This window comes from Waterburya agarophytonicola KI4 (genome assembly GCF_020640915.1).
GTDB lineage: Bacteria > Cyanobacteriota > Cyanobacteriia > Cyanobacteriales > Xenococcaceae > Waterburya > Waterburya agarophytonicola.
Genome location: NZ_JADWDC010000001.1, coordinates 1 through 21,056, shown reverse-complemented (window position 1 = coordinate 21,056; position 21,056 = coordinate 1). Strand labels below are relative to the sequence as shown.

Here is a 21,056-nt window from a genome sequence, read left to right as displayed (position 1 = left end):
TGCTCGTTGTTAAATTTTTTTTCTAAAGCGATGCTTGCTCAAGGAAAAAGTCTACCACCAGAGGTATATATCCGATCTTTATTAAATTTTAATAAGCCTCAATCTATTGTTCGAGGTCTATTGAAACATCATGTGACTTTTTTATAATTAAAGTTATTAAGATTGGAGACGACTTTTAAATTGAGATCGGCTTTTCGCCATCAAGTAGGTATTTTATTATATTTTGGGGCAAGTTCAGCTTCTGTTTTGCAACACGCCACAGTTTATACTTAATTCGATCAAAGAGTTTGAAAATAGATAATAATTGAGAAAATCAAAAATTAGTAGCTTTAATGTATGTCCATCTCGAATCAGAATAAATATGCGATCGCCCTGCATACTAGTACGCCACAACTAGGCATAGCGATTAATAATTATGCTGGAGATCGTCGCGATCGCCTATGGGATTTAGGCAGAGGATTGGCATCTGAACTACATCAGTATTTACAAGAAATTATCGCGCCTCAAACTTGGCAGGATCTGAAATTTATGGCAGTAGCGAAAGGACCGGGAGGCTTTACTGGCACTAGAGTAGGGGTGGTTACGGCTCGTACTATAGCCCAACAGTTGAATATTCCTTTATTTGGGATTTCTAATTTGGCAGCAGTTGCAGCAGCACAAAACGATGGCAGTGCTGATTTACTAGCGGTAGAAATGGATGCTAGACGAGAACAATTGTTCGTCGGGATCTATCAGTTAGATAGTCAGGGAAACCTACAAACCTACCTTGAAGATTCTTTAATGACTGTTCAAGCTTGGCAAGATACTTTAGGAGATCTCAACTCTTCCTATCAGTTAATTAAAGCAGAAGAAAATATTGCTGCTACCGTAACTAATGTTTTGGATTTAGCTCATGTGAGTTGGCAAAAAGGTACAGTTTCTCATTGGTCGGCAGTAGTGCCTTTTTACGGTCAACATCCAGTTAATAATTAACTATACTCCACCACAATTAACCGAACCTAAGGGAATGCGATCGCCTAAGCAACTAGATATTGATCGCAACCTTGAATTTGATTTTATTAATTATTATTATTTTTCCGAGTAATTATACTCATAGTAAAGAGATAAATCTAACCAATGAAAGATGAAAATAAAATTAATATTGAATATCTTAACTATATAAACTTTCAAGGAATCATGAGATATGCTACACACTCAAACAACTACTTCCGATCTATTTAAAATCTATACCCGAAAAGTCGCGATCGCATTAATGGCAACCGCGATAGTTATTTTGGCATGGTCAAATCTTTTCTTTAACATCAGTATAAATGCAAATGCTGCTACCTTAGACGGAGTTAGCGACCAAATAGAAGGAAAAGTTCAAAAAGATATTGGCACAACAAGACGCGGTGTAGGGGATCTTTTAAATAATCCCACAGAAGAAGGTAAGGGCGCAATAACTCAAGCGAAAGGTAAAGCCAAACAAGATATTGGTACTACTAAAAACAAGTTAAATGATGCTCAAGATGCAGTAGAAGATACTTCCGAAAGCTTGGTTGATTCTGTCAAAGACTTCTTTAATTAATTTATTCAAGATGTAAATAGATCGTTGAAGATAATTGAGATTATGCAAGAACCAAATTTAGACAATACAAGTCGTCCTGTAGCAAAAAATCATCTAGAGATTGGAGACACTTTTCAAGATGCAGGAACAAGACCGATTGAACAAAGTCCCGATTTTTTGGTATCCAAGGAAGAAAATATTGATAATATAGATAGGCAAAATATTTCTCGAAAAAAAATAGTTCGCAAGATAAATAGGAATCCTCCCCTTGATTGAAATACTTGATAATTTGAGTTTAAAAAATTAAGTCAAAAGATACAAAATAACCATAATACTTGTTGTTGTGGTTATTTTTTAAATAGGTCACAGTGATAAAGCAGAACTATTTAAAAGTTTGTCATAGACTTCTCTATGTTCAGCTAAAAAAGTCTCTTGAGTAAACAATTTCAAAGAACGTTCTAAGGCTTTTTCACCGTATTGTGATCGCTCTTTTTCATCCATTAATAATAACTTTAAAATAGCCTCTGCCATTTGTTCGGAACGACTGGCGCGAACTAACAAACCCGTATCGGCGATCGCTTCGCGGACTCCCCCCACATCAGTAGAAACAATAGTTGCTCGACTAAGCATGGCTTCAATAATAGCAAAAGGAAATCCCTCAGAAATACTTGCCATGGCTACTACATCGGCTTCGCTATAGGCTCGCCAGGGTTCGCTCGTAAAGCCAGCAAAGTTGATGGTATTTTCTAATTTATGTTCTTTAACTAATGCTTCGCATTGAGCAAAATAGTTTTCATCGGAAGCTTTGCCATAAAAAATAAACTCCACATCGGGAATTTGTTCGCGAACTATTATAGAGGCTTTAATTAAATCTAATTGACCCTTGAGAGGAAAGATTAACCCCATATTCATTACTTGGGGGCGTTCTTTTTTTATGGGTGGGGTAGGGTGAAATTTCTCTGGATCTGCACCGTTATAAATCACTTTAATCTTTTCTGGAGGAACTCCCCACCATCTTTCCCAACGAGCGTTAAACTCGCATACAGGAGAGATTAGGTCGGCATAGTGGAAGTTTACTTTAACCACTGCACCCATCAGGCGATAGAGAAACTTACGCACATATAACGAAGGGATATTTTGATTGAGGTTCAGATATTGCTCGCGGATATTAATACCATGTTCCGTAAGTAGATAGGGAGTACCCCGTTGCAGTTTGGCAATTACACAAGGAAGTCCGCAAAAAGCTGCTGCGGAAGAGTGGGTAAGATCGGTTTCTGGTACGGGGAGATGAATAGTAATTAAAAACCGATATAGCAAGCGCATCACTTCGGTTAATTCGGTTAAGGTGACTCCAGTTAGATCTTCTTGTTGACAATAGTCCCAGGCTAGATGTTTGTAAGTCGACCAAACCCAAGAAGAATTCATCGTCTTGTGGTAGTCATAAACTAAGAAATATTTGTGGAGAGAGAGAATCAATTTCCCTAAAGATTTGGCTTCTACTTCTGCACTCAGAATGGAACGTAAAAAGGATGACCATAAAGGAAGAAAAGTCTGTTTAATCAGATTGGGAGTGACTCCTTGTTTGCTATGAAGCGCGGAGGAAAAAGGCGATCGCCAGCTATATTCTACTGGATCGTCCATACCCCATAAGGGGATTTTTGATACTTCCAAAACATTTGGACTTAACTCATAGCGAATTTCCTGATAGGGATTTGCTACCACAGCCAGAAGTTTAAAATCGATTTCTGGTAACTGTTGAGTTAAAACATGACACCAAGTACTCACTCCCCCTTTAGCAAAAGGATAAGTTCCTTCTGTAGTAAGGAGTACGCAAGGTCTAGCCAAATTTATTTTCCTCCAGCAATTGTCTGAGGCATAAACTGTACCCGAGCTAATTGACCGACTAATAATTCATCAGTCGAGTTGGTAAATTCCACTTCAACTAAATAATTCAATTTTTCGGTGGGTAACGGATTTACAGTCGTAATTTTACCCTCAAATTTTTGGGCTGTCACTCCCGAACCTAATTTAATTATTGCTGCTTGTTCGAGAGATAGGGCATTAATCAGACGAGCGTTAACGGGAATGGTAATTTTGAGTTGCTCTAGTTTGGCTAGTTCGACTACGGTATTACCACTATAAATTTGTTCTCCTTCTGTCACGGGCAATTTTGCCACAATTCCCGCCTCGGTGGCTTTGATTACCTTATGAATTTCAGGAACTTGGTATTTGTTTAGTTGGGTTGCTTGTTGGCGCAATAGTGCTAATTTGGATTCCGCTTGTTGATATTCTAATCTAGCAGTCTGCTTCTGCTTTTCTAAGGATGCGATCGCATCTTCTTGTTCTTGGAGAGCTAGTTTTTCTTGTAATTGAGATAATGTTCTTTGGTTTTGGGCTAATTCTGCATTGGCTGCTGCTGCGGCGATCGCCATATCATAGTCTAACTTGGCGATCTCTAGTTCTGACTGGGCTTGTTCTAGTTTTTCTAGGGAAATTGCACCCTGTTGATATAAATCGGATAAACGATTAAAGTGAGCTTGAGATCTTTGATAGACAGCTTTGGTTCTAGGTACGGAGTCTTGGCGTTGGCGTAGAGGAAGTTTATCCGCATCACTTTTGGCTAAAGATACTTGTAGGTTAGCCTGGGCAATTTTGGCTTTGAGAGGGGCTAAATTATATTTGAGGCGATCTATTTGTCGATCTAGCTCTAATAGTCTTTGTTGGGCTGTTTGTTGCTGTTGCAGTACTGTTTGTTGCTGTTGTTTGGTAAGTTGCTGTTCTTGAATTATTTGTTTTTTCTGGGCTTCTGCGGATAGGTTTTTGAGAGTTAATAAAGGTTGACCGATTTCTACTTTGTCTCCTACCTGCACGTATACATTATCGATTATTCCAAGATCGATCGCTCCTATTTTAAAAGTTTTTGCTGGTACTAATTTCCCGCTAAACTCGGTAGTTGCTATATTGTCAGATTGTTGAGTATGACTCAATGCAGGTAAAGGTTGTCTCAGCCACTGACGAAAAGTATATATTCCCGCAGTCAAACTAATAGTAACGATTAACCAAGCCAATATTTGTTTTTTTTGCGAAGTTGTTTTGGTTGGAGTTTTTTCTACTGTAGACGGGATAGCTAGAAAAGACGAATCTAGAGTTAGCTCTTCTTCAATAACTAAGTCGAGGGATGAAGAATGATCCTCTACTATGGGTAACATTTTGGCAAATAATCCAGCACCGAAATGAGTGCAGCCCTTGGATACAAATCGAATAGCTTGTTCGATTTCTTCGTCAGGTGAACCTTTGAGTAAATATCCCGTTGCTCCTGCTGACATTGATTGACTCACATATTCTTGTTTGTCGTGACTGCTCAATACTAATATTTTGATGTTGGGAAAGTCTTTGGAAATTAGCTTTGTTACCATTAAACCACTAATTTCAGGCAATTCCATATCTAGCAAGACAATATCAGGCTGTAATACTTGCACTTGAGCGATCGCATCTGAGCCATTTTCGGCAATGCCAATTACGTTAAAATCTGTCACCGATTGTACTAAGTATTCGAGTCTGGCGCGTACACTTTTTTGATCGTCGACAATTAAAATATTAATCATAATTGCTATATTTACCTAATGGTTGGGAGATATATTTATAAGTTTTTTTATTAGATCACTCGGAATTTTTCTGTTTTTACGTAGAAGATTTCACTGAGTTAATACTAATTTGGCTTACAAACAAAGAAATTAGGTTAAGTAGCAGTGAATTATTCATGAAGTTTGTGATAATCTCAGAATAATCGATCCCGCCTTAGGGTTTTGTCATTAGTTGTCACTAGTTAGCTTTTGATTGAAACAATAACATCGTCGATCTGTATTTCCTTGAGGGAACAATAATTGATGCTGAATCAAAACTTTTAAATCTCTTTGGAGAGTGCGCCGAGATACATTATCAAACATAGCTTCGCAGTTTTGAATGGTTATTTCTGAGGCGTTAGCAGCGTAGCTTAAAATGAGACTTTGACGAGAAGTAAGTTGATATAAATCAGCCAGTCTATCTATCGGTTGAATGTTGCGATCAATCGCATCATCTCCCAGATCGTTTTCGAGATATTTTTTGAGTAAAATTTCGATTTCGCTAAAAATTTCCTGGCTGTGAGAGCGATCGCTGCGTAAAGCTAATAAGATTAAGGTATTGATGCCGTGTACGCAGATTTCTCCTAACAATTGGCTGCGCTTGTTGGATAATTTGGGATTGCGGGTTTTGAATAGTTTCGCGATAAATTGGATGGCTTCTTGAGTGAAGCTAGTATCGATATTTTTAAAGATTGCGGGGGAAGTAAAAAACTGTGAAAAGACAATCTTAGAGGTAGGTTGTTCAAATAGTTTTTGAAACTCCCTTATCAAAGTATGAATAAAATCAGCAAAGGGTAGACTGAATATTTCGGGGCGCAATAGTCTTTCCCAGATGACATAAACGCGATCGACGTGGCGTAACTCCAAAGCATTAAAAATTGCCAGCTTGTTAGGGAAAAATTGATAAAGCGAACCTATTGCAGTATTAGCACGAGATGCGATCTCGTGGGTAGTTGCAGCTTCAAAACCCACTTCATCAAATACTATGGCTGCTGCGTCTAAAATTTTTTCGACTCGCTCTTGACTGCGTTGTTGTTGGGGTTGACGACGCAGAGATTTTTTTTTAGTATTCATTTGACAAAAGTGAATTATATCTCATATATTTGAAATATATAAAAGGTAAAATTTAATTTTCTTCTATAGCTTCTCTATCAACAGCAAAAGCAATATGTAGATAGCAATAGTAGAACTTAGATCGTAAACTTGCGACAACATTATAACTATTTTGTCGCTCATAATTGTTCGACAACTGTTTGTCAAGTCAAAGTTAGTATTCCACCATCCAAAATTAACAACAATATGACTATGTTAAAAGGTGCGCCTTGGCTATTGGCGCATAAATCCATGCTACAAATAAACCAGCCCCAGAAAGTTTCCCTCTATGGTGAAGACTACGTTATCTGGAAAGACAAAGCAGGAGAAGTTAATGCTTTATCAAATATATGTCCCCACATGGGTGCAATGCTGTCAGAGGGTTGGTGTGAAGCTAAATCAGATAACTCTAGTACGGTGGTATGTCCATTCCACGCTTTAGAATTCGATCGCGATGGCCGTACGATTTTACCAGGTACGAATAAAAAAACTTTGCCTCAGTTAAAGTCTTTAGAGTTGATTATTAAAGATGATTTTATTTGGTCTTATGGCGATTGTAAACCGAAGATTCCTATTCCCGATATTTTAGATCGAATTAGCCAAGATTATGAATTTATTGGTTTTACTGCCGATACTAGTGTAGAAACAGACTTGCGATCGATGCTATTAATCATGCACGATTATAATCATCAGAATGGTACCCATCGAGATTTATTTGAAATTACTGAAGTTCAGTTTAAAGAATTTATTGATAATGGCTATCATTCGGAAGCTTTTTTTAGTACTCCCACAGCATCTAAAACTTTCTGGGAAAAACTCAAGCAACCAAAGCAATTTTTAATTCCTGATGTAATTGAAGCTCATTTGTCAAATTACTTTCCTAGTATCGTTATATTTTATGGCGATATGCCATTAGGAAAAATTGCCCAATGTCATCTTTTTGTTCCCGAATCAACAACTCAAACTCGAACCTACGTCTTACTATTTGGCAAGTCAAATAATCCTATGGCAAAACTTTTAAATAATCAATTTTTGGGAGCAAGTAAAATTGTCGTAGAACAAGATGCTAATGTTTTGAACAAAATTTATGCTAATGCACCACAAAAAATCAAATTAAACAACGAAGTAGGAATGGATTGGGTTAAGAATAACTGCGATCGCTGGTTGAAAGATAATAATTAAACGCCGTCCATGTTGAAAACTGGAGTTTCGTAATGATCATGAAGTTTAAGTAGGAAAAATAAAGAGTAACTTACTCAAGAAAAAACCTAGTTCTTAAATATCAATTCTCATTCTAAATCATCACTTCTACAGCACTACCTATTTTTTGCAATTTCCTTAACCGATTTTAGCTGGTTAATATCCCTGCTGATAGACATTTGAAAGTTAATCTTTCTCCTTCCACATCCACAAAGATCGTATCGCCACCTTGATATTCACCCCGCAGGATTGATTTGGCGATCGCCGTTTCTAAATACCTAGAAATAGCACGTTTTAATGGTCTTGCCCCATACACGGGGTCGAAACCGAGATCCGCTAGATAATCTAAACCACTATCGGAGATTTTTAAGGAGAGTTTTTGTTCTGACAAACGTCTTTCTAAACCTTTAACCTGTAGCTGAACGATATTGCGTAATTGAACTTTGGTTAAGGCATGGAAAATAATGATGTCATCAATACGGTTGAGAAATTCGGGACGGAAGCTATCCCGCATTGTCATCATAACTCGCGATCGCATTTCTTCGTATTGGCTATCATCTCCTGCTACATCGAGGATATACTGCGAACCAATATTACTAGTCATAATGATAATAGTATTGGTAAAGTCCACCGTGCGTCCTTGAGAGTCTGTCAGTCTGCCATCATCCAATATTTGCAGCATAATGTTGAAAACATCGGGATGGGCTTTTTCAATTTCATCAAACAGAATTACCGAATAGGGGCGACGGCGTATAGCTTCGGTTAATTGTCCCCCTTCGTCATAACCGACATATCCTGGAGGCGCGCCAACTAAACGAGAGATAGAATGTTTCTCCATATATTCGGACATATCGATCCGCACCAAGGCTTCTTGAGTATCAAACAAGCTTTGAGATAGTGCCTTAGCAAGTTCAGTTTTACCCACCCCAGTTGGACCGAGGAAAATAAAGCTAGCCGTAGGACGTTGAGGGTCTGCCAGCCCTGCGCGAGAACGTTGAATTGCATCTGCTACAGCGGTTACAGCTTCTTCTTGTCCGATTACCTGTTCGTGTAGTTCGGATTCTAGATTGAGCAGTTTAGATTTTTCCGACTCAATAAGCTTTCTAAGGGGTATGCCAGTCCATTTTGCAATAATTTCGGCAATATCAGACTCCAATACCTCTTCTCGTAATAAAGACTTGCCAGAGGTTTGTCTTTGGGCTAGTTTTTGTTCGATTTCAACAACTTGTTCTTGGAGTTGATTTAATTTACCGTACCGTAATTCCGCAGCGCGATTGAGGTCATAATCTCTTTCTGCTTGCTCGATTTCGATGGTTATGGCATTGATATCGTCTTTAAGGACGCGAATTTGGTCGATTACTTCTTTTTCCGACTGCCATTGAGCGTTTATTTCCGATTGATCTTCCTTCAGATTTGCTAGTTCTTTTTCTAACCTGTCCAATCTCTCTTTAGAAATAGGATTATCTTCTTTTTCTAAAGACAGTCTTTCCATTTCCAACTGAAGGATTTTGCGATCGAGTTCATCTAATTCTTCGGGTTTGGAAGTAATTTCCATTTTCAACTTAGCAGCAGACTCATCCACCAAATCGATCGCCTTGTCGGGCAAAAAGCGATCGCTGATATAGCGGTTAGATAGGGTTGCAGCAGCCACCAAAGCAGTATCGGTAATACTTACCCCGTGATGTCCTTCATAACGCTCTTTTAGCCCCCGTAGAATGGAGATCGTATCCACCACGTTAGGTTCGTCTACTAAGACAGATTGAAAGCGTCTTTCTAAGGCTGCATCTTTTTCAATATACTTGCGATATTCATCTAGGGTAGTCGCCCCAATACAGCGCAACTCTCCTCTGGCTAACATGGGCTTGAGTAAATTCCCCGCATCCATCGAACCTTGGGCCGCCCCCGCACCAACAACAGTATGAATCTCATCAATAAAGAGAATTACACTACCATTCGATTCGGTAACTTCTTTTAAAACAGCTTTAAGACGTTCTTCAAATTCACCCCGCAGTTTTGCCCCTGCAATCAACGCACCCATATCTAAGGCTACCACAGTGCGATCGCGCAAAGATTCGGGAACATCTCGGTTAATGATGCGCTGGGCTAACCCTTCAACAATTGCCGTCTTACCAACACCTGGTTCGCCAATTAGGACGGGATTATTTTTAGTCCGACGGGATAGGATTTGAATGGTACGGCGAATTTCTTCATCCCGTCCAATTACGGGGTCTAGTTTGCCTTCTCTAGCTAGTTTGGTTAACTCTCGCCCGTATTTTTCTAAAGCATCATATTTGCCTTCGGGATTTTGGTCGGTTACTTTTTGTTTTCCCCGCACTTGTACGATAATTTCTTTAAGTCTGTTTTCTGTAACGCCGACTTCTTGGAATAGCTTCCGTCCAAAGCGATCGTCTTTAGCAAAACCAAGTACCAAATGTTCGATAGAAATGTAGTCATCGTCAAATTCAGTACGGTATTTTTCTGCTCGATCCAATAAGGTATCTAAACTACGTCCCAAGAAAACACTACCGCTGGAATTACTAATTTTGGGCTGACTGGTAATAAAGCTATCTACCTTGTCTTGTAGTCTTTGAATACTTAGATCCGCTTTGTTAAAGATACTATTCGCCAGTCCTTCTTGTTCGAGCAAGGCTTTAAATAGGTGTTCTGTTTCTACCTGTTGTTGCTGACTTTGTTTGGCAATATCTTGTACTCGGGCGATCGCTTGCCAAGCTTTTTCGGTGAATTTTTGTGGGTTACTGGGTTGCATCTGTTCTTTCTCCCTATGATTAGAAAATAAAAACTGTAATTTAGTAAGTTTGATTTATGAAGGTAATTAGTAATTAATAATTGAATGCTGATATAAATATTCGACTTGATATTATTGTAGCGATAAGGATCTATATAGCCTGGTAGGATACCCCAACTATTTAAGTCTGGTTTTCCCGATTAAATATTAAATATGAAATAAATTTCCCAATCTCATCAAAAACATCAAAGTCCCCTTGAAATTGTGGGACTATTTTTTGATTTGTCGATCGCGGCTGATTCACAACTAAGAAATATTGAGGCTCTCCCATCATTTATGATGGGAAGCATCAAGACACCTAATCTCTCAAATAGGCATAGCATCAGAAACATTAATATCTGGAATGGGTTGTTTCGTCAGACAGTGCCAATGGCAGGTAAATAGGTCTGGTTTTTGAGTTTTGAGAGTTATCAAAGCAGGTGCAGCAGGAAATGGCCACAAGCGATCAAATACGATTTCACCATTGTGCAAGCTAAACTGTAGCAAATAAGTGGCAGGAGGTGCATCCAAAGAATCTAGAAGTTGCTCTGCTAAACCATGAATAGATTTCCTCTGACGACTGGGGATGGGTATGGGTTGTTCGTAGGAATTTGGCATCGACCCCTCACCAATAACTTCGGCAAAAATGGGCTTATCGGTCAAAACGATAGGTAACCACAAATGTCCCAGCCAGGAGTCGCCAAAACTAGTTTTAAATCCTAGGGTCTTTTCTACCCATCTTCTTCTGGCATTTACATCTTTGCAATCGGAATAAATTTGCTTTTGAGGAAAGTCAAAATACTCTGGTAACTGAATTGTCAGAGGAAAGTAAATTGCTGGATCGTCTTGGCTTTTCTTGATGTTTATTGAATGTTTAGACCACAGAGTTGCCGCAGACACAATTTCTACAACTGTTGATGGACTGGAATATTCAGCAATACTACGTTGCAGGGCTTCAACCATCTTTTGAGTTACTGGCGACGCTGAAATTAAATTTCCTTTTTCGCTAACTTCGGCGTTGATAATAATTACAACTTTTTCCATTCCCCTTCCATAATCACGAGATTTTGTCATAGCTTTTATGAGTTGAACCTGATTTTCCCAGACGTTAAACGCTTTGTTGGTGAGTTGCTAATATCGCTACTTTTACAGTGTGAAAAAATAGTTCGTGGTAGTTGTAGGGCATAGTTGAATAGGTGAATCTATTTTAGTTGAGAGTTTAATGGTTGTAGCAAATAGAACCAAAGTAGTTGGCATTGAGAGATACTAGAACATAAGTATAAAATATCAGCCGAAAATATCAACAAAAGTGCAACATTTGTTACTTTTGAGCAATAATTTTTATTTAAGATGGTTCTGGCTTAAAACCGTACCCATAATAATTGCTTCTTGAGTGGATTTTCAATCTAGACTAACAAATAACTGAATATTTTAATAATGTAAACAATATAGCGCAGTGATATGTGCTTTTAAAATGCCTTGGCACTTTTGAATATTTTTAATTAATCAAGAGTTGGTATTGTGACTTATTGCCACCTAGAAAAGTATATATAGTAATTTATCGATCGCAACACCTCATGGAACTACTAGAATATCAAGCTAAAGAATTATTTAAAATGGTAGATATTCCTATTCTACCGTCTCAGACTATCAAAGATTCTAGAACGATCAAACAATTACAAATTCCTTATCCTGTGGTTTTGAAGTCTCAGGTGAGGTCGGGAGGAAGAGGAAAAGCTGGCGGCATCAAGTTTGTGGCGAATACGATTGATGCGATCGCAGCAGCACGGACGATTTTTAATCTTTCTATTTTGGGAGAATACCCCCAGGTTATTTTAGCTGAAGCTCATTACAACACAGAAAGAGAATTTTTTCTAGCAATTGTCTTAGATTACGATCTCCAATGCCCCGTACTATTGGGTTCGGCATGTGGAGGAATGAATGTTAATTCTCTCTTGGCAAATTTACAGCAGGTAGTAATAGATGACGAATTTTCTTTGTTTTATGCCCGTCGTTTGGCTGCCAGCATGGGTTTGTCGGGACAATTAATCTGCTCGGTGAGTGAAATTATTGCAAAAATGTATCGTCTATTTCAAGAAAAAGATCTAGACTTGATTGAAATCAATCCTTTGGGGGTCAACAAAAATGGAGAATTGATGGCATTAGATGGAAAAATTACGATCAACGACCACGCTTTAGGAAGACAGCCAATTATCGCCACCTTGAATTTTCCTCAAGACCAAGTAAAAAATGCTTTAGATCGCCCTAATTGGCATTGGTTAGATTGGCAAAATAAGTCGGGTAAAATTGCCGTTGTTTGTAGTAGTTTCGATCTGGCATTGCTATCATGGGATTTACTGAATCAAAATAGGCTCAGTCCTGCTTGTGGCATCACGATCGATCATAATTTTGTCGATTTAGAAAGTCGTTCTCAATTTTATCGAGATAGTCTACAACAAATTTTGGCAGAATTGGAGTCCATCGAGGGACTAAAAGCTGTTTTAATTAATATTTGGGAAAGTGAAGCAATTAATGGCGAGATTATAGAGACTATTGCCGATTATATTCGAGCTACCCAAGAATCAAATTTACTCTCCCAACAAGAAGAGACAGACTATAATAGCGATCGCTCTCAAACCCTACCTAAATTTATTTTAAGAATCTTAAAAGGGGAAAATTTTAGCAATCTGAAGATTGAAGAAAATATGTATTTGTCTAGTAGTCTAGAAGACTCCATAGATAAAGCGATCGCTGTGGTTAAATCTAGTTAAAGGAATTATTGTCTAAACCTTGCTAGAAGAGAAGTAGATTCAAAACTGTAACTCAAAGAAATGAATTTGCCTCCCGATATTTACTACTCTAATTTGGACGATTCTTTTGCTACTATTAGACCCCTCGAATTCGATCTCCCCGATTATTTACCTGTCAATTATTCTAATTTTATGAATTGGTCGTCTCCAAATAAAGTCATTATTCAAGGAATCACAGAATTGGAAGCTGCTTTTTATGCAGTACAAATGAAAACCTACGGTACAGAGGTTATTGCAGGAGTCAGCCCTGGTCGAGGAGGAACAAAGGTAGAAGATATACCTGTTTTCGATCTGGTAGAACAGGTTTTGACCATCACAGATAAAATAGATACTAGTTTGATTTTTGTTCCTCCCTATCAGGTTTTAGATGCAGTCAAAGAAGCGATCGCCACAGGAATCAGAAGAGTAATCATCTTGACTTCCAATATTGCACCCCTCGATACTATTGAAATTATTAAACATGCCCAAGCCCACAATACTTTAATTTTGGGTCCTGGTAGCGATGGCATCACTTTACCCGATCAAGTTTGGCTGGGTAGGTTGCAGCCCCATTTTTATCAACCAGGCAATATTGGCTCGATCTCAACTAGTCGGGATTTATCCTACGAAGTAGCAGCAGAATTAAACCAGGCGGGTATGGGACAATCAATAGTTGTTGGTTTGGGAAACGATCACATTATCGGTTCTAATTTACTTCAATGGTTATCTATTCTTGAGGAAGATCCTCAGACTGACGCTATTATTTTTATTGGAGAAAGAATTAAACAAACCGAGGAAATCTTAGCCCATTGTAGGGATGCAGGTTGCCATAAGCCAATTATTGCCTATGTTGCGGGGTTAAAAACTCCTCAAGAAAGGATATTTCGCGATGCAGTCACTATTATTAGCAACCATTTATCTGCATCAATTCCCGTCGCAAGTCAAGAACGACGTATTATCAATAAATTGAAAAAAGTAGGAGTCAGAGTAGCTAAAAGACCCAGTGAAATTCCTTCTCTGTTATCGGAAATGCTGCACAGCAATAAAATATAGTCTATTTTTGTAGAATCAAGATTTTTTTCTGATTTTTTCTTGACTACCAACCGATGATGTAACGACTATTACCCTTAAACACTAGCTTTAATAAATGGGCGATCGCTATAGAGACAATTACTACTAAAAAAGTAGCTACAATCAAAGTGAGTATGTTTCCCTGGATGCCTAATTCTAAGCTTCTAACCAATTTTGTTATCGGCTTGAGTAGGAAGGGATGAATAAAATAAATAGCAAAACTAGTTTCAGCCGTTTTTTTCATGGCTGTAATATCTGTATCCTCGTATTTATCTAAAACAGACATCAATAAAAAGCACAACAATATTTTTTGTAGTAAATTCACATCTGGTACAGTTATCGACCAAAAACCTTTACTAAAGTTACCGTGGACGTTAAATATTAAAACTTGAATTAAACCCAAGGCAATTGCTAAGAACAAAATGGTAATTTTAACCTGATTACTTTTTAAGAAAGCATATATTTTCTTTTGGTTAATCGAGCTATATATTCCTAGTAGATATATCGGTAAAAAATAAACCAGAGAATGAACGGGATTAGTATTGTGTATTGGTCGATGGACGAGCATCGAAATTGGAATTAGACCCAGAGTTATATATATTAAATATTTGGATTTTATGATGGCATTAATTAAAGGAGAGATCGCAAAGATTAAGATAATCATCGGAATATACCAGTAGGCATAAACTGCTCTCCCTGTGGCTAAAAACCAGAGTATTGCTAGGGTCGGTTTATCTTTGAGACTATCTAATAGAAAACCACCTTCTATATCAATAAAAACTGCATACAAAATTGGCAATATAGAACAAACTAAATAAGGAATTAGAACATATTTAGCTTTTTTAATCATAAATTTTTTATAGTTAAATCTGGGATAAAAAATGTGGTTGTATAAAAACCCAGAAATGAACATAAAAAACACGCTGCCATTCAAATTCAAAGCATAAAAAAACTTTTCAAACAGAGTAGGATCTTGATAAACATTCCAGTTAGCTATACCATAAGAATGAGCGGCAACAATAATAATAATTGCAATTCCTCGAAAATAGTTGATTGAGTTTAAAAACTTTTTTTGGGGAGGAGATACGACTATCATTATTCAGTATTTTTGTTTTAAATAAAATTAATCTCTAAACACTTGAGACAATTTATTATAGATCCAATTGCTGACGCCCGTTTTGCACGATGGTTAGCATTTGCGCCAATCTCTCCTCCAAATCTTTTAAAACCCTGTCTGCATAAAGATCGACGTCTTCTTCAATGTCCTGACATTCGGCGATCGCATTTTGTTTTAATCGAGCTACTTCAGTTTTAGTTGCTTGTTGCAATTGTTCGCATTCTTGTTCGATTCTGAGACGAATTTTGGCAGCATCTAATTCTGCCTGACGTAAGATAGCCGACTCTTGTACTATCTGATGAGCTTTTTCTTCCGCAGACTTAACGATCAAACAAGCATAACCTTGAGCATCAGCAATTATCTCTTGTCGGCGATTAACTATTTCCACCGCCGTCCCTAACTCGATCGGTAAGTTCTCTTGTATTTGTAAAATTTGTTCTAGCAAAAGTTCCCGATCAACGATCGCCAATTCGGTAAGAGGGATGTGAGAACTACTCAAGATTAGTTCTTTTAAACGATCTAATTCTCCTTCAATTGCAAAACCAGTATGAGAATTATTAGTAATATCTACTGCTGTTTGGGACTCGTTATACTGTGTTTGAGGATCGTGGGAATAATTTTCTTGTAACATTATTAAATAGAATTATCTGAGTATATTTGTAACTCAGTTAACCAATATTTGCCAACATTATATTTAAGACAATCAAACATTTGAATCACGAAATGTTGTTTTGATGGCAACCGTGCATTTAAACTAGTTTTTTTGATATTTTTGATGCATATCTCTAGCAATATTTGCTGACACTAAATGATCGACTGACCCTCCAAATTGAGCGATTTCTTTGACAATACTACTACTCAAAAAACTATATTCTTTAGTGGTGGCTAAAAATACTGTTTCAATGTCTTGATTGAGGGTTTTATTAGTATGAGCCATCTGCAATTCTTTCTCAAAATCGGATAGGACTCTCAAACCTCTTAATAATACCCCTGCATTATGCAATTTGGCATATTCTACAGTTAGTCCAGCAAAACTATCAACTTCTACATTACTAATGTGTTGAGTACATTGAGTAATTTGCTCTAATCTTTTTTCAACGCTAAACAAAGGATTTTTACTAGGATTAGAAAGCACAGCTACAATAACTTTATCGAATAATTTTGCCCCTCTTTCAATAATATCTATATGTCCTAAAGTTACAGGATCGAAACTACCGGGATAAATGGCAATCATTTTTTTAAATTACTTACCTATTGATATTCTTAAACTTCTACAGGTATTTCAAGATGTTCGTTGATGGACTTAAAAATAGTCCATAAACTTTTGATAAAACTAGCTACGGGGACTGCCAAAATTAAGCCTAAAAAGCCTCCTAATTGTGCGCCAATCAACAAAGAAACTAAGACCAGAACTGGGTTTAAACCAGTGAATTCTCCCAACAAACGAGGGGCGATCACACTTTCAACAATTTGCTCGACGACAAAAGCGATCGCCAGTACTTTCAAGCCCAACCAAATACTTTTTAGTGCCATCAAAAAACTAACCAAACTGATACTCAAACCCGCACCAAAAGGAAACAGTGCCATGATTCCCACTGCCAAACCAAATAAAAATGCAAAGGGGACTTGGATAATAAAAAAGGTAATAGTAATTACTACTCCCATCACCGAGGCAACAGTTAATTGTCCGCCAAAATAATTATTAAAAGTTTGTTTTAAGGAGGCGCGAATTTTATCTGCTGTCTCTTCAGGAAAAATCCGAAACAAATCTTCCCATAGTTCGTTACCGTGTAGTAACAAATAAAAGGTCAAAACAATAGTTAACAGTAAATCGACTAAGCTACCCAACACAGAAAAGACACTACCCAAAATCTGCCCGCTTAACTGTTGCAATTGATAGGATATGCGACCGAGAGCATCGGCGACTATACTACTAACGCTAACGGGAAAATTGCGTTCGTCAGCCCAAATTTCGAAGGCTTTTGCCTGTTCGCTACCAGATGCAACGTAACTGGGTAAACGATCCAACAGTCCATTAAGCTGATCGATCAAAATGGGGATAACCGTTACGCCGATAATGCTGAAAAGTAAAATACCCATCAAGAGAACAATGAGAATTGCGATCGCTCTTTTGATGCCTTTTTTTTCCAGAAAACGTACGGGATAATCCAAAATAAACGATAACAGGGTAGCCGTAGCAAAGATAGTAATCAAAGATTGAAAATATTCAAATACTAAGATTAATAACCATCCATTAAGTACTAATAGTGGTAAAACTAAACCTCTAGTAAGCCACTTCGGTAATTTAGAAATTGTGTCGAGCATAAAATAAAAAAGAGAGAAGAAAGAGGAATAAACTTACGTTGAGGATTTATAGAACATAACTCTATAGACGGGTAGATTTTGTTCTAGCACATACAGTTCTCTTTCTGTGGCTACTGAAAAGGGGTTTGCATCTAACCAGGTTGTTGTATGTTGTAGAATTAATCGAGAATCAGCCGTAAAGCGATCGCGCATTTCTTTTGCTACTTCTTCAATATCTGATTGCAGAAAAACTCGCCCTCCTTCTCCTAGGTAGTTTACTAAAACCCGAACTAACTCATTTTGGACGACTCTGCGTTTATTATGACGTTTTTTGAACCAAGGATCGGGGAATTGTACCGAAATGGTTTTGAGAGCATTACCAGGAAAAGATTTTAATAGCACTTCCGCCGAACTATTCATATTACCAAAGAGATAATGGAGATTCGCTATGCCCAATTCATTCTTCAGTTGATTAGCAGCAGAAACTAAAGGCTGACGAATTTCAATACCTAAAAAATTAATTTCGGGGTGTTGTTGCGCCATTTCAAGCAAAAAACCACCCCGCGCACAGCCAATATCCAAATGTATATCCTGTTGGGGGTTTTCCAAGACTTCTTGCCAGTTGGGTATTGTTATTGGCTGTTGAAATTTACGCGCGAGGGGATTGACGTGCTGACGAATACGAATTGGCATATCTGGAGAATTAGTAAAAACGAACCTTTAGGAATCTTTTAATTCTATAGAAACGACAGTACCATTAAAGTCGTAAGTATTGCCTTGTAATTGAATAGAAGAACCTATTTTTACTTTTTTACTTCCTGGCAAAACAAAACCAGTACTAGTCGCTTCCGCCTTTCCTTCGACAGTAACCAACATATCTCGAATCATCATAATTTCAGGGCGCGGATCGGGCAATGCTTTCACTGTACCGTCTGGCTGTGGTACGGGGGTTGTACGAGGTAAAAGTTCATTGCCAACTATTTTTACCTTTCCTGCGGGTTGGTTGCGAATCACAATATCCGCCTCTTGGTTTTCTTTAAATTCTTTAAATAAACTATCTAAATTAGTCACACCCAATCCCCTAACTAATATTTCCACTTCAATGGGCTTTTGTTTGGTTTGAGCGACAATATTATTAGTTAAAGGAGTACCAGGGAAGAAGAAAATACCGACAGCGACTAACCCAATTACCCCAGCAGCAGCAAAGTCGAGAATGCTTAACTTACCGAATAGTCTTCCTTTGGAATCAATAATTTTCATAATCAGCCGTCAGATATTTTAATATCCAAAATAATTTCGTTTACATTATACGCATCCCAGTTGTAATGAGGTTATAAAGACTTAATTCTTCGGGCTACTTCAAACATTAATGTAACAAGTCGTTAAGAGGCTAATCTATAAAAGCTTTTATTAATGACTTGTTACCGAAGCGCAGCGATGTTACCCTAAACCCAAATCAGTTACGCCACCCAAACTACTAGAAGAAACTAGCTTTGCATACTTCGCCAATACCCCTCTGGTATATTTGGGTTTTCTGGGAGTCCATTGACTACGACGCTTAGTTAATTCGGCATCGTCTACATTAAGTTGTAATAATCTTTGACGAGCATCAATAGTAATACTATCTCCTTCGTTTACCAAGGCAATAGTACCGCCTACAGCTGCTTCTGGGGCAACATGACCGACAACCATGCCATATGTACCGCCAGAGAAACGACCATCGGTAATTAAGCCGACCGAATCGCCCAATCCAGCACCAATAATAGCAGAGGTGGGGGCAAGCATTTCCCGCATTCCTGGTCCACCTTTTGGTCCTTCATAACGCACGACGATAATATCTCCTGCGTTAATTTTGCCATCTAGAATGGCATCTAAACATTCTTCTTCTGATTCAAAAACTCTAGCTGGACCAGTTATCACAGGGTTTTTGACACCACTAATTTTTGCCACCGATCCTTCACTGGCAAGGTTCCCTTTAAGTACTGCTAGGTGTCCTTCGGCATAGACAGGTTTACCCCACTGGCGAATCACATCCTGGTCTGAGGGAGGATGATCAGGGACATCGGCTAGGGTTTGGGCTATAGTTTTGCCTGTAACAGTTAGTGCATCCCCATGTAGCAAACCATTAACCAGAAGCATCTTCATTACTTGAGGAATCCCCCCTGCATTATGAAGATCGACCGTGACGTATTTTCCTGATGGTTTGAGGTCACAAATTACGGGGACTCGCTGACGAATAGTTTCAAAATCGTCAATAGTTAAGTCAACCCCCATAGTATTGGCGATCGCCAGTAAATGCAATACAGAATTAGTCGATCCCCCCACTGCCATAATTACGGTAATGGCGTTTTCAAAGGCTTTGCGAGTTAAGATCTGACTGGGTAGAATTTGTTGCTTAATTGCTTCAACTAAAGCAAACGCAGACTTTTCGGTACTTTCTGCTTTCTCTTCATCTTCTGCTGCCATAGTCGAAGAATAGGGTAAACTCATCCCCATTGCCTCAAATGCAGAAGACATGGTGTTGGCAGTAAACATTCCCCCACAAGAACCCGCTCCAGGACAAGCTTTGCGTTCGATCGCATCTAATTCGGCTTGGTCAATTTTTCCCGCACTAAACTTACCAACTGCTTCAAAAGCACTGACGACGGTTAAATCTTCACCATTGTGCTTGCCTGGTTTAATTGTGCCACCATAGACAAATATACTGGGAATATCCATTCTAGCGATCGCCAACATTGCTCCAGGCATATTTTTATCGCAACCACCCACAGCCAACACTGCATCCATACTTTGACCGTTACAAGCTGTCTCGATGGAGTCGGCAATTACATCGCGGGATACTAAGGAGTATTTCATTCCTTCTGTACCCATAGAAATCCCGTCACTAATAGTAATTGTGCCAAACATCTGAGGCATTGCTCCCGCATCTCTTAGGGCAGATTCCGCACGCAAGGCTAAAGTATTGATACCCATGTTGCAAGGAGTAATAGTGCTATAGCCATTAGCCAAACCCACAATGGGCTTATTGAAATCATCATCACCAAAACCTACTGCTCGTAACATAGCACGGTTAGGCGATCTACTATCTCCTTTGGTTACTTCTTGACTTCTTCGATTATCAGCCATTTATTTCTCCTGATATTATTTCGGCTATTGACTATGAAATGTGTTTTAGCTATTAGCTGTTAGCTATTAGCTATTAGCCATTGAACTAATATTTATTGAGCGATTTATTATTCCGCTACTGTATCTGTGGATAAACAAAATTATAATCCCCCGTATATCTATTAAAGATAGACAGAAGATTAAATTAAACATAGATTTTCTCTATGTATGTTCAAAAAGCTTTAGATAATCCTGCTAACGAGTTTGTGGCTAGTTTTGTCGGTAGTTCCCAGTTAAATCCTCATCCAAAGATTCATCTGTCTTTAGGCAGGAAACCTCCTGCTACGCAGGGGGAGGAATGCCTACTCAGGTAGGGTGTTGATTTTGAGGTTGATTAACAGATAAAATGTCATATGAGTTCTCT

Annotated in this window: 19 protein-coding genes; 7 read left to right on the top strand and 12 right to left on the bottom strand. The window is 38.2% G+C overall.

The genetic code is table 11. The annotated features are described in order from the left end of the window. Window positions 1–336 precede the first annotated feature (336 nt). From tsaB to I4641_RS00085, 3 genes are all read left to right on the top strand, one after another. The gene (gene tsaB / locus I4641_RS00095) at window positions 337–972 is read left to right on the top strand and encodes a tRNA (adenosine(37)-N6)-threonylcarbamoyltransferase complex dimerization subunit type 1 TsaB (RefSeq protein ID WP_229638380.1); all 636 of its coding nucleotides are present in this window, start codon (window positions 337–339) and stop codon (window positions 970–972) included. 211 nt (window positions 973–1,183) lie between these two features. Continuing rightward, the gene (locus I4641_RS00090) at window positions 1,184–1,567 is read left to right on the top strand and encodes a CsbD family protein (protein ID WP_229638379.1); all 384 of its coding nucleotides are present in this window, start codon (window positions 1,184–1,186) and stop codon (window positions 1,565–1,567) included. A 42-nt stretch (window positions 1,568–1,609) separates the two neighbouring features. Next, window positions 1,610–1,822: a hypothetical protein gene (locus tag I4641_RS00085; protein WP_229638378.1), complete on the top strand. Its 213-nt coding sequence runs from the start codon at window positions 1,610–1,612 to the stop codon at window positions 1,820–1,822. An 87-nt stretch (window positions 1,823–1,909) separates the two neighbouring features. Here I4641_RS00085 and pelF read toward each other — a convergent pair whose 3' ends face one another. The 3 genes from pelF to I4641_RS00070 form a co-directional block, all read right to left on the bottom strand. Then, window positions 1,910–3,391 carry a GT4 family glycosyltransferase PelF gene (gene pelF / locus I4641_RS00080; protein WP_229638377.1) on the bottom strand — a complete coding sequence of 494 codons (1,482 nt, stop codon included), beginning with the start codon at window positions 3,389–3,391 and terminating at the stop codon, window positions 1,910–1,912. A gap of 2 nt (window positions 3,392–3,393) precedes the next feature. Beyond that, window positions 3,394–5,151, bottom strand: coding sequence for a response regulator (locus tag I4641_RS00075; RefSeq protein ID WP_229638376.1), 1,758 nt, complete (start codon window positions 5,149–5,151; stop codon window positions 3,394–3,396). 207 nt (window positions 5,152–5,358) lie between these two features. Further along, window positions 5,359–6,243: a TetR/AcrR family transcriptional regulator gene (locus tag I4641_RS00070; protein ID WP_229638375.1), complete on the bottom strand. Its 885-nt coding sequence runs from the start codon at window positions 6,241–6,243 to the stop codon at window positions 5,359–5,361. Between the two features lie 225 nt (window positions 6,244–6,468). On the opposite strand from I4641_RS00070, the gene I4641_RS00065 reads away from it, so the two are divergent. Next, a complete protein-coding gene (locus I4641_RS00065) occupies window positions 6,469–7,443 on the top strand; it encodes a Rieske 2Fe-2S domain-containing protein (protein ID WP_229638374.1) in 975 nt (324 codons plus the stop codon). Window positions 7,444–7,609: 166 nt separating this feature from the next. On the opposite strand, the gene clpB is transcribed toward I4641_RS00065, so the two are convergent. Continuing rightward, window positions 7,610–10,228, bottom strand: coding sequence for an ATP-dependent chaperone ClpB (gene clpB / locus I4641_RS00060; RefSeq protein ID WP_229638373.1), 2,619 nt, complete (start codon window positions 10,226–10,228; stop codon window positions 7,610–7,612). A gap of 345 nt (window positions 10,229–10,573) precedes the next feature. Next, complete coding sequence (locus tag I4641_RS00055; RefSeq protein WP_369426690.1) at window positions 10,574–11,290, bottom strand: hypothetical protein; 717 nt, start codon at window positions 11,288–11,290, stop codon at window positions 10,574–10,576. A gap of 533 nt (window positions 11,291–11,823) precedes the next feature. Here I4641_RS00055 and I4641_RS00050 point away from each other — a divergent pair. Both I4641_RS00050 and I4641_RS00045 read left to right on the top strand, forming a co-directional pair. Then, entirely contained in the window at window positions 11,824–13,017 is a 1,194-nt protein-coding gene (locus tag I4641_RS00050; RefSeq protein WP_229638371.1) for an ATP-grasp domain-containing protein, read from the top strand. 60 nt (window positions 13,018–13,077) lie between these two features. After that, on the top strand, window positions 13,078–14,088 hold the full coding sequence (locus tag I4641_RS00045; RefSeq protein WP_229638370.1) for a succinate--CoA ligase subunit alpha: 1,011 nt from the start codon (window positions 13,078–13,080) through the stop codon (window positions 14,086–14,088). A gap of 43 nt (window positions 14,089–14,131) precedes the next feature. Here I4641_RS00045 and I4641_RS00040 read toward each other — a convergent pair whose 3' ends face one another. The 7 genes from I4641_RS00040 to ilvD form a co-directional block, all read right to left on the bottom strand. Further along, entirely contained in the window at window positions 14,132–15,202 is a 1,071-nt protein-coding gene (locus I4641_RS00040) for an acyltransferase family protein (RefSeq protein ID WP_229638369.1), read from the bottom strand. 55 nt (window positions 15,203–15,257) lie between these two features. Then, entirely contained in the window at window positions 15,258–15,854 is a 597-nt protein-coding gene (locus I4641_RS00035; RefSeq protein ID WP_229638368.1) for a DivIVA domain-containing protein, read from the bottom strand. A 123-nt stretch (window positions 15,855–15,977) separates the two neighbouring features. Then, window positions 15,978–16,457 (bottom strand): pantetheine-phosphate adenylyltransferase, encoded by a 480-nt coding sequence (coaD, locus tag I4641_RS00030; protein WP_229638367.1) that lies wholly within the window; start codon window positions 16,455–16,457, stop codon window positions 15,978–15,980. 29 nt (window positions 16,458–16,486) lie between these two features. Beyond that, the gene (locus tag I4641_RS00025) at window positions 16,487–17,548 is read right to left on the bottom strand and encodes an AI-2E family transporter (RefSeq protein ID WP_229638366.1); all 1,062 of its coding nucleotides are present in this window, start codon (window positions 17,546–17,548) and stop codon (window positions 16,487–16,489) included. 33 nt (window positions 17,549–17,581) lie between these two features. After that, window positions 17,582–18,220, bottom strand: coding sequence for a tRNA (guanosine(46)-N7)-methyltransferase TrmB (trmB, locus tag I4641_RS00020; RefSeq protein WP_229638365.1), 639 nt, complete (start codon window positions 18,218–18,220; stop codon window positions 17,582–17,584). A 27-nt stretch (window positions 18,221–18,247) separates the two neighbouring features. Beyond that, window positions 18,248–18,787: a DUF4330 domain-containing protein gene (locus tag I4641_RS00015; protein ID WP_229638364.1), complete on the bottom strand. Its 540-nt coding sequence runs from the start codon at window positions 18,785–18,787 to the stop codon at window positions 18,248–18,250. A gap of 180 nt (window positions 18,788–18,967) precedes the next feature. Continuing rightward, window positions 18,968–20,653: a dihydroxy-acid dehydratase gene (ilvD, locus tag I4641_RS00010; RefSeq protein ID WP_229638363.1), complete on the bottom strand. Its 1,686-nt coding sequence runs from the start codon at window positions 20,651–20,653 to the stop codon at window positions 18,968–18,970. A 203-nt stretch (window positions 20,654–20,856) separates the two neighbouring features. Between ilvD and I4641_RS00005 the strand changes: the two genes are divergently transcribed. Beyond that, window positions 20,857–21,006 carry a hypothetical protein gene (locus I4641_RS00005; protein WP_229638362.1) on the top strand — a complete coding sequence of 50 codons (150 nt, stop codon included), beginning with the start codon at window positions 20,857–20,859 and terminating at the stop codon, window positions 21,004–21,006. The last annotated feature ends 50 nt before the right edge of the window (window positions 21,007–21,056 follow it).

Excerpts from the sequence above, each read along its gene's own strand:
- I4641_RS00055 (WP_369426690.1), bottom strand. The coding sequence starts at position 11,290 with ATGGAAAAAGTTGTAATTATTATCAACGCCGAAGTTAGCGAAAAAGGA.
- I4641_RS00005 (WP_229638362.1), top strand. The coding sequence starts at position 20,857 with ATGTATGTTCAAAAAGCTTTAGATAATCCTGCTAACGAGTTTGTGGCT.
- tsaB (WP_229638380.1), top strand. The coding sequence starts at position 337 with ATGTCCATCTCGAATCAGAATAAATATGCGATCGCCCTGCATACTAGT.
- I4641_RS00040 (WP_229638369.1), bottom strand. The coding sequence starts at position 15,202 with ATGATAGTCGTATCTCCTCCCCAAAAAAAGTTTTTAAACTCAATCAAC.
- trmB (WP_229638365.1), bottom strand. The coding sequence starts at position 18,220 with ATGCCAATTCGTATTCGTCAGCACGTCAATCCCCTCGCGCGTAAATTT.
- I4641_RS00025 (WP_229638366.1), bottom strand. The coding sequence starts at position 17,548 with ATGCTCGACACAATTTCTAAATTACCGAAGTGGCTTACTAGAGGTTTA.
- I4641_RS00050 (WP_229638371.1), top strand. The coding sequence starts at position 11,824 with ATGGAACTACTAGAATATCAAGCTAAAGAATTATTTAAAATGGTAGAT.
- I4641_RS00035 (WP_229638368.1), bottom strand. The coding sequence starts at position 15,854 with ATGTTACAAGAAAATTATTCCCACGATCCTCAAACACAGTATAACGAG.
- I4641_RS00045 (WP_229638370.1), top strand. The coding sequence starts at position 13,078 with ATGAATTTGCCTCCCGATATTTACTACTCTAATTTGGACGATTCTTTT.
- coaD (WP_229638367.1), bottom strand. The coding sequence starts at position 16,457 with ATGATTGCCATTTATCCCGGTAGTTTCGATCCTGTAACTTTAGGACAT.
- I4641_RS00065 (WP_229638374.1), top strand. The coding sequence starts at position 6,469 with ATGACTATGTTAAAAGGTGCGCCTTGGCTATTGGCGCATAAATCCATG.
- ilvD (WP_229638363.1), bottom strand. The coding sequence starts at position 20,653 with ATGGCTGATAATCGAAGAAGTCAAGAAGTAACCAAAGGAGATAGTAGA.
- I4641_RS00015 (WP_229638364.1), bottom strand. The coding sequence starts at position 18,787 with ATGAAAATTATTGATTCCAAAGGAAGACTATTCGGTAAGTTAAGCATT.
- I4641_RS00070 (WP_229638375.1), bottom strand. The coding sequence starts at position 6,243 with ATGAATACTAAAAAAAAATCTCTGCGTCGTCAACCCCAACAACAACGC.
- I4641_RS00090 (WP_229638379.1), top strand. The coding sequence starts at position 1,184 with ATGCTACACACTCAAACAACTACTTCCGATCTATTTAAAATCTATACC.
- I4641_RS00085 (WP_229638378.1), top strand. The coding sequence starts at position 1,610 with ATGCAAGAACCAAATTTAGACAATACAAGTCGTCCTGTAGCAAAAAAT.
- clpB (WP_229638373.1), bottom strand. The coding sequence starts at position 10,228 with ATGCAACCCAGTAACCCACAAAAATTCACCGAAAAAGCTTGGCAAGCG.
- I4641_RS00075 (WP_229638376.1), bottom strand. The coding sequence starts at position 5,151 with ATGATTAATATTTTAATTGTCGACGATCAAAAAAGTGTACGCGCCAGA.